The 7471-nt window shown below is 64.0% G+C and carries 6 protein-coding genes; 1 reads left to right on the top strand and 5 read right to left on the bottom strand.

Annotated features, from left to right (window positions below; translation table 11 throughout):
- Positions 1 to 219: 219 nt before the first annotated feature.
- The 5 genes from IEY70_RS20400 to IEY70_RS20380 form a co-directional block, all read right to left on the bottom strand.
- Complete coding sequence (locus IEY70_RS20400; RefSeq protein WP_189066866.1) at positions 220 to 870, bottom strand: hypothetical protein; 651 nt, start codon at positions 868 to 870, stop codon at positions 220 to 222.
- Positions 870 to 1784: a hypothetical protein gene (locus IEY70_RS20395; protein ID WP_189066865.1), complete on the bottom strand. Its 915-nt coding sequence runs from the start codon at positions 1782 to 1784 to the stop codon at positions 870 to 872. Before IEY70_RS20395 ends, IEY70_RS20400 begins: the two co-directional genes overlap by 1 nt.
- 29 nt (positions 1785 to 1813) lie before the next feature.
- Positions 1814 to 4093, bottom strand: coding sequence for an eCIS core domain-containing protein (locus IEY70_RS20390; RefSeq protein ID WP_189066864.1), 2280 nt, complete (start codon positions 4091 to 4093; stop codon positions 1814 to 1816).
- 307 nt (positions 4094 to 4400) lie between these two features.
- The gene (locus IEY70_RS20385) at positions 4401 to 4751 is read right to left on the bottom strand and encodes a type II toxin-antitoxin system PemK/MazF family toxin (protein WP_189066863.1); all 351 of its coding nucleotides are present in this window, start codon (positions 4749 to 4751) and stop codon (positions 4401 to 4403) included.
- On the bottom strand, positions 4738 to 4986 hold the full coding sequence (locus IEY70_RS20380; RefSeq protein WP_189066862.1) for a ribbon-helix-helix domain-containing protein: 249 nt from the start codon (positions 4984 to 4986) through the stop codon (positions 4738 to 4740). The genes IEY70_RS20385 and IEY70_RS20380 overlap by 14 nt, the downstream gene beginning before the upstream one ends.
- A 754-nt stretch (positions 4987 to 5740) precedes the next feature.
- On the opposite strand from IEY70_RS20380, the gene IEY70_RS20375 reads away from it, so the two are divergent.
- Positions 5741 to 7090 (top strand): replication initiator protein A, encoded by a 1350-nt coding sequence (locus IEY70_RS20375; RefSeq protein ID WP_189066861.1) that lies wholly within the window; start codon positions 5741 to 5743, stop codon positions 7088 to 7090.
- Positions 7091 to 7471 lie beyond the last annotated feature (381 nt).

The raw sequence follows: 7471 nt of genomic DNA, 5'->3' as shown, positions 1-7471 counted from the left end.
AAGCGGATTTTAGCCGTCTGGGACAGCACTCGCCAGCATGCTGCTTAAAACTGAAAGATGTCAGGTAACCGACTCTGCATCACCGTATGTGGCCTGACCATTGATCCGTTGCCCGCTCTTCAACTCCTGATTCCTGAACTCGCGTCAAGATAAAAGCCTGCTTGTCGTGCGGTTTCCTTGCTGGGCTGGCGTCCCTCTCCACGCCCGGACCTGCCCTCATCACTCAAGATGCGTAGGGGTATCCTCCTTCCGGCTGGTCACCTGTCCTTCATGCTGGATGCGCGCGATTCGGCTGAGCATGTCCCCAGGGGAAGCAAAGACCGGCATGACACTGATGGCGATATCTTCTTTGGCGGCAAATGCCGCTTCAATGTCTTCCACGTGGTACTCGTAAATTCGCGTGTCCGTTTCATTGAGGTTGATGCCCAACTGGTAGCGGTCATCCTCAATGTCTACGGCAATGGGGAAGAGCTGGAGCTCTGAACTGCCCTTCAAGTAGATGTTGCGTTGTTTCTTGCCCCTGGGCAGACCGGGCAGACTCAGGGTGTACCAGAGGCGGTCCAGTTTTTTTCGGCGAGGGGAGCCCACGTGAAAGGCGTCGGTGAACGAGGAAAATTGGATAGCCAGGTCATCTGCGCCGGCGTAGGCCTCAGCGAGCGTGAGGCGGTATTGCAAAAACCAGGAGGGGAGGGTGACTCCCTGCCCCTCTTGGTAGTCCGCCATGGCCTCTTCCGTGTTGGCGAAGAAGAGGGCCTCCGGAAAGTGGTCGACGAAGGCCGAGTAGAGCCGTGCTTCCTGCTCAGGCAATTGAGCTTCTCGAATGTTCTGACGCGCCTGTTCTGCGCTCAGGTCAATGGCGGGGTCTGACATTAGCGGATGGCCCTCCAAATCTGTCCGTACTGCTGCGTGATGATGGCGCTGATGGCGGCGTAGTCCTGCTTGAAGTTGAGGTACTGGTTCATGCCGGAGCGCCAGTAGCTTTGCGGATGGATCTCCATTCCAAAGCTGCGCTTACCGTCCCAAAGGTGTTGTGTCATAACGGCTCGGATGCTCGTGACGAGCGAGGCATGGTCTGTACTGCCCCGGAAAGCGGCCCTCAGGTCATTGTGGAAGGTGGGCTGCCCCACCGTCTCACCGACATAGGTTATCCGCCGCTGTAGGTTCCGGGTTCCGAAATACGTGGCACCCGAATGCCCTTGAATGACGGCCTTCCCGTTAAGAACCCGCGGTTTCTGGAACACGAGGTATTGGGTCTTGCTGCGGGTCAGGTGTTGGAAATTGACCCAGTGGACCGGGGCGAGGAGTTGACGGGACTGGAATTCGCGCTCAACCACTTCAAGGATCAGGTCGCAGGGAAGCCACTCGTGATGGCCTGGCATGGCCTCACGGAACCGCTCTTTGATCAACCGTCGGTGTTCTGCTTTGCCCGCGGTGGTCCGGCCCCAAAGAGCCGTGAACTGGGCGCGGTCGACGCCCAGCCCGGGTTTTCCCGCCGCCAGGGCTTGGAGGAACGCGACGATCCCCCCGGCTCTGTCGATCGCGGCGTCCAGATCATCGGGCGACAGCACCTGCCGGTCCAAAAGGGCGACGGTCGGAGCCACGCGGGCGTTCACGCGGGTGATCAGCGCCTTGCCTTTCTTCGCCAGTTCTCCCCGGATGACCTGCGTGTTCGCCCGCAGCCACGCCTCGTCGGCAGTCGGGTTCGGATTCCGGGGCCGGGTGCGGACGTACTGGAGCATGTCCTCTATCCCCTTGTCGACCATCTGGTTGGCGTCCTGCTGCACCTGATCGACCTGCGCTTTCTCCGGGCCGGTCAGGAATGCCGGGGCAGCGGATTGGAGGCCATGATCACCCTGGGGCGCTCCCCTTGGATCTCCACCCACAGGTGATGCTTCGTCCCCTTCACCGGTGTGCGGGCCGTCAGGGACGGACCTGAGGAACTGACCGCGGTCCAAATGTTCCGCAGGCCTTTCCCGGCGGCTGAAGTCAGGGCGCTGCCGGCCCCCTTCAACTTCTGGAAGACCGCCTGCACGGGTTTGCTGCCCACGATGCGGTCAATGGTCGCGTTAATGGGCTTTTGCACGGCGGCCAGGCCTTTGCGTAGCGCGCCACCGATCTTGTCGAGTCCCAGGAGCTTCGACACGAACTTCAGGACCAGACTGGTGACCCGGGCGAGATTCTGCTCAATGTTCCGCGAGGCGGCGCTCAACTGCCCAGAGGCGATGTCCTGCATGCTGCTCAGCACACTCTTGCCGACCTGACCGAAGGTGCGGGCGTTCTGGAGGAACGTGCTCACCAAGCTGAATGCTGCTTTCGCCACCGGTCCCAGCCCCCCGGTGGCAAGGAACCCAGTGACCCACACGACGGCCTGCTGCGCCACGGTCTGAACTGCGTACGATTTCGCGGCAGACAGGATGCCGTCCCTGGCCTTGGCGTCCAGCGACCGGAAATCGTTGAGTGTGTGCAGGCCGGAACGGGCCTGCTGCAAGACCGCCAGTTGCCTCTGAGCTTTCTGAACGTTCGCCGCACCGTAACGCTGACTGAGCCGCGACACCAGGGTCGCGGTGTTCAGGCCGAGCACGTTCATGCCAAACCCCAGGAGCTCCTTGCCGTCCAGGCTCTTCGGGAAGGCTACGACCCCCCTGGTCACCGCGATGGATGTCCCCGTCAGCCAGTCCACCAGTGCGGTCTTCAGGTGCACGGCGATGTTCCCCTTGAAGAGCAGGAATCCGTTCTTCACTGACTGGAACAGGTTGGCGAAGAAGCCGCCAGGGTTGGCCATGATCTTGCCGAACACCGCCGCGCTGCGCTTGAAGGCGGCAACGATGGTGGGACCGTTAGGCACGCGCGCGGCTCCTTCCAGGGCCGCTTCCAATGCCTTGTTCTGGAAGGTCTTCCACCAGTCGCCCCAGGCGCTGCGCTGGACCGTCCGGCCTGCCGCGAAGCGCTGGGCGGCGTGGGTGGCCGTCAGCGGAGCGAGTCGGCGCGGCACGGCCGTCACTGGCCGCCGGGATGACTTCTGGAAGGACGCTGGCGTGAACGTGCGGGCCAGCCGCGCCCCGGATAGGCGCGCCTCATCTTCCAGTCCCGTATCCGGGTCGATGCCTGTCCCGACCCGACCCTGACTCTGCTGAACGGTGTGCGTGACCTCGTGCGCCAGCAGTTCCAGCCCGGTCTGCGTGTTCGGATCGAACCGCCCCGCCTGGAAGAAGATGTCCGTGCCCGTCGTGAACGCGATCGCGTTCACGCCCTTGGCCAGCTTGTCCGCTTCGGCGTCGTCGTGAATCCGCACGCGGCTCAGGTCATGGTTCAGGCCCTGCTCCAGGTGACGCTGAATGGCTTCAGGGAGTGGGTTCCCAGCTCCCCTGCGCGCCTGGATGCGGGCCAGAACAGGCTGCGTCGCCTCGGCGTCCAGTTCAGCCAGTTGCCGCTGGAGGGTCTGCCGGGTGTCAAAGTTCAGGCTGGCCTGCTCCTGCGCGTGGAAACGCTGCAGGGTCTCGTCGACCGCCCGCTGAAGGGGAAGACGCTCCGCAGAGGGAACCAGGCCCAGCACCACCCGGGCGACCGGTGCACTGACCGGATGGCGCTGCAGGGTGGCGAGGTGCTCACCGTACGTGGCGTAGCGGGCCTGGGCGTCGCCCCGGTCTGAGCGGAAGCCCTGCACGAGCGTCTGGGCGACCTGCCGCTGCAGCGCCGTGAACTGACTGCTGCTCCGGGCGTCCAGGGGTCGCCCGGCGACCTCCTCTGCGCGCAGGCGCATTACGGTCACCCAGTCGCCCGGTGTGATCGGTTTTGCCGGAGCCGCCAGCGCTTCTGCTGGGCGCGGGACGGGCGTCACCTCGCCCAGTGCGGTGATCTGACGTTGAACCTGAGTCTGCTGCTGACTGAGGCGCGTCTGCTCCTGGCGGTCCAGGCTGGCGGCCCGCAGGACCGGCCCGGCGGCGTGTCGCTGCGCGGTCTGTGGGCGGGCCGTAAATCGCTGCACGGCCTGCTGCTTCAGGGCCAGCGGATCGACAGGCGCCGGTTCAGGCGGCACCACGATCCGCCGGGGCGTGGCCTGGACCCGCTGAACCCTGTGAACACGCTCGGTCATGACCCGCAGCCTACCCCGCAACTGACCCGCTGGCGAGCAGATCTGAGCCTGGAGGACGGGGCACCGGGTTCCAACACATCAGGCGCATGGCCGGCGTCAGGAACGCTCCCCGACACCAGGCTCTGAGGCCCACTCAGGTTTACGCGGTGGGGTGGTGCCCAGACGCGAACAGAGGACTTCAAGTGGACTTCCGCTATCCCCGTTGCCGTCGTCACTCGTCGTTGGAGAAACAGTCACCGACGGCTTTCGAGGAGCAGCCCCCCACCCATTCCGTACCGAATCTCCACCCACGCCGTATCAGGTCACCTCACAGGGACAGGTGGAGGCGGAGTGCGGCGTCAAGCTGTCCCATCAGGGCCGCCGGGACCGCCCCGACGGGCTCGGGGCCCAGGCGACTGAAACTGATGGTTCGGATCTGCTCGGCCTGGGCTTTGCTGTCCTGATCCAGGCCGGTCTGTTCAGCGGGGAGGAGCACCTGAAAGTCATAGACCCGGGTGACGTTGGAGGTCAACGGGACGATGGTGAGGGCTCCGGCCCCGAGGCGGTTGACCGTGCGGTTCAGGCTGTTGGCGCTGACGATGACCACGGGACGGCGTTTGTTCGCTTCGCTGGCACGCGCGGGGTCCAGGTCAGCGATATAGATGTCACCGCGCTGCATCGGGGCCGTCCTGCAGGCCGTCGGCGACCGTGTGATCCCAGAGGTCGGCCTCGCCGCCGTCTTGCCATTCACTCAGGGCGGCGGCGTACTGGGTTTCCAGTTCCTGGTCCCGGAGGAGGGTCAGGGCCTGGGCCACCACTTCCGAGCGGGAACGCAACTGGTGTGTCTGTTGGTAGTGGGCCATGAATTCCAGCAGTGAGGCGTCAAGACTCACACTCATCTTCCCGACAGTCATGCGGCCATTTTATCCTACTTCTGGTAAGAAAAATGGTAAGCGGTTGCCTACCTGGTCTCTCTGGCAACTCCGACCCCGGCAACAATCAGCTGCAACAACGATGCTCAGGAGAGTTGAATGGGAGGACAACTTAGTGTGGCTCACCGAGGAGAACTGGGACTGGATGGACCAGAGAGATGGGGAAGCGGGAACTGTGTTGAGAGCAGGCACATCAGGACGGCATGGGGCCAGGCGGTGTTCAGAAGCTGGCTGCCAGGCCGGTGACACTTTGCGGAATTCCCGGTGACACTTTGCGGAGTTAGGCGCCGGAGCCGGTGACACTTTGCGGAATTCATGGTGACACTTTGCGGAATTGGGAGCCCTTCCTCCGGTGACGCTTTGCGGAGTTAGGCGCCGGAGCCGGTGACACTTTGCGGAATTCATGGTGACACTTTGCGGAATTGGGAGCCCTCCCTCCGGTGACACTTTGCGGAGTTAGGCGCCGGAGCCGGTGACACTTTGCGGAATTCATGGTGACACTTTGCGGAATTATACCGAAAAGTGACGTTCTGGACGCAGAATGATGGAGGAACCTGATGATTGATCATCATTTTCTTTTTATCTTTTTTCTTTGAAAAGAGAATCATTCAATCAGCCCTGCTCCGGGAACGTTCCTGGGAACGCCGGCTCTTCCGGACCGGGCAACGCGCGGAACAGGGCCAGCAGGCAGCAGTCGGGTTCACCCACCCGGGGGACTCCCGGTACAATGCCCGGCATGCCCGAGCGCGCAGTCGCCTCTTCCGGGACGACGGAATCCAGTCACGATGAACTGAACCTCAACCGGCTGATGTTCATCGTCGCCACGAACCGCGTCCCCACGTCCGCGGTCGGCTGGGAGAAGACCGTCACCATCGATCATCAGGGTCCCATCCACATCCGCTGCACGGCCGGACGGGACAATGTCGTGCCGCACGGCATCGACAACGACGTGATCGTCGGCCTCGTCAACCTGTACGTCCAGCAGGGCATGCCGGACGACGGACGCATCACCGTCACCGTCAGTGACCTGCTGCGGGCCTGCGGCCTTTCGAAGAACGGACGCATCTACCGGGAGATCCGTGAATCGCTCGGCCGGCTGGCCGACACGAAGTACGATTTCACGAAGTCCTGGTACGACGCCGAACAGCGCGCCTGGCTGGACGAGGAAGGCTTCCGGCTGATCCTGCAGCACCGGTTCCTCACGCCCCCGCAGACCCCATCGGCGCAGTTTCAGGCGGAGACGGTCATTCAGCTCACGCTGGCCAACCTGCTGACCCGCAGCATCCGCGCCGGGCACCTGCGACCCCTGGACCTCGATTTCTACGCATCACTCTCGCAGCCCCTGATCCGCACGCTGTACCGCCTCCTGCGCGAGCAGTCCTTCTCCAGTGACGGCACGCCCGCCCTGAACTTCACGGCCGGCCTGCGGGCCTGGGCGACCCACCTCGGCCTGCACGGCACCCGCATGGACCTCGTGCGCCGCGCCCTGCATCCGGCCCACGACGAACTGCTCCGGAAGGGTTTCCTGCTTGACGTCTCGTACATCGGTCGCGGCGAAGCGCAGCAGGTTGCGTACCGCTTCGCCAAGAACCTCCTGCCGCTGCCCGCTCCCGACATCGTCGGACTGCTCGCACAGCGCGGCATGACCATGCAGGCCGCCACGCACCTCGCCGCTCACCACACCCGCACGCAGATCGAGCAGGCCTGCGCGAGCTTCGACGCCCACGTGCAGCGCGGCTACCCCGTCAAGAACCCCGGCGGCCTCCTGACCGACATCCTGCGGTACCCGGAGAAATACGCCGTCACGCCGGTCCTGCCGAAACCGGCGCGGCCCCGCACGGCCCCCCCCGCTGCGGCCCAGCAGAGCGGAGCGGAGGAAGCCGGGCCAGTGGCGACCAGCGCCGAGGACCGGCAGCGGACGGCTGCGTTCCTGCTGGGCCGCACTCACCCGGAGCACCGCCGCCAGATCCTGACGGACCTGTTCGTCGGCGGGTTCGTCACGGCGGCAGAACTGACCCTGATCAGCCGCTCCGAGGATCCGGACGCCCTGCTGATGTCCTGGGTCGCCCGCCGCTCCGCCCCGTGAAGGCCTGAGCGGACACCATACAGCCCGCAGGCCCCAGACACCCCTCGCCCGGCGGTCGTACGGGCTTCTGAAGAGTGCGGCGGACCCACGGCGCCCTACCGCCTGATAGTGGTGGTCCCCGCAGGGTTCCACTTCCAACCCGCGGCCTTTCCAGGGACGAGCCCTGCTTGATCCAGTGACATGGAGGGTCGCTTCAAGGTCTCTGATACGGATTCCGTTTATTTCGTTGACAGATCGGTGGTGTTCCGATCTGTCAACTCCACGTCCGGAACCCGCTTCGACTCCTACTCACTCCGCTCGGATTGAATGCCTTATAACAAGAGTTTCCACTTCACTGCCGATGACGTGTCACGCGGCCTCAAACAGGGGTCCATCCTGCTC

The organism is Deinococcus seoulensis, from assembly GCF_014648115.1.
Classification (GTDB): domain Bacteria; phylum Deinococcota; class Deinococci; order Deinococcales; family Deinococcaceae; genus Deinococcus; species Deinococcus seoulensis.
Note: the sequence above shows the minus strand (reverse complement) of the source record. Positions and strands in the feature narration are given on the sequence as shown.

Excerpts from the sequence above, each read along its gene's own strand:
- IEY70_RS20390 (WP_189066864.1), bottom strand. The coding sequence starts at position 4,093 with ATGACCGAGCGTGTTCACAGGGTTCAGCGGGTCCAGGCCACGCCCCGG.
- IEY70_RS20375 (WP_189066861.1), top strand. The coding sequence starts at position 5,741 with ATGCCCGAGCGCGCAGTCGCCTCTTCCGGGACGACGGAATCCAGTCAC.
- IEY70_RS20400 (WP_189066866.1), bottom strand. The coding sequence starts at position 870 with ATGTCAGACCCCGCCATTGACCTGAGCGCAGAACAGGCGCGTCAGAAC.
- IEY70_RS20385 (WP_189066863.1), bottom strand. The coding sequence starts at position 4,751 with ATGCAGCGCGGTGACATCTATATCGCTGACCTGGACCCCGCGCGTGCC.
- IEY70_RS20380 (WP_189066862.1), bottom strand. The coding sequence starts at position 4,986 with ATGACTGTCGGGAAGATGAGTGTGAGTCTTGACGCCTCACTGCTGGAA.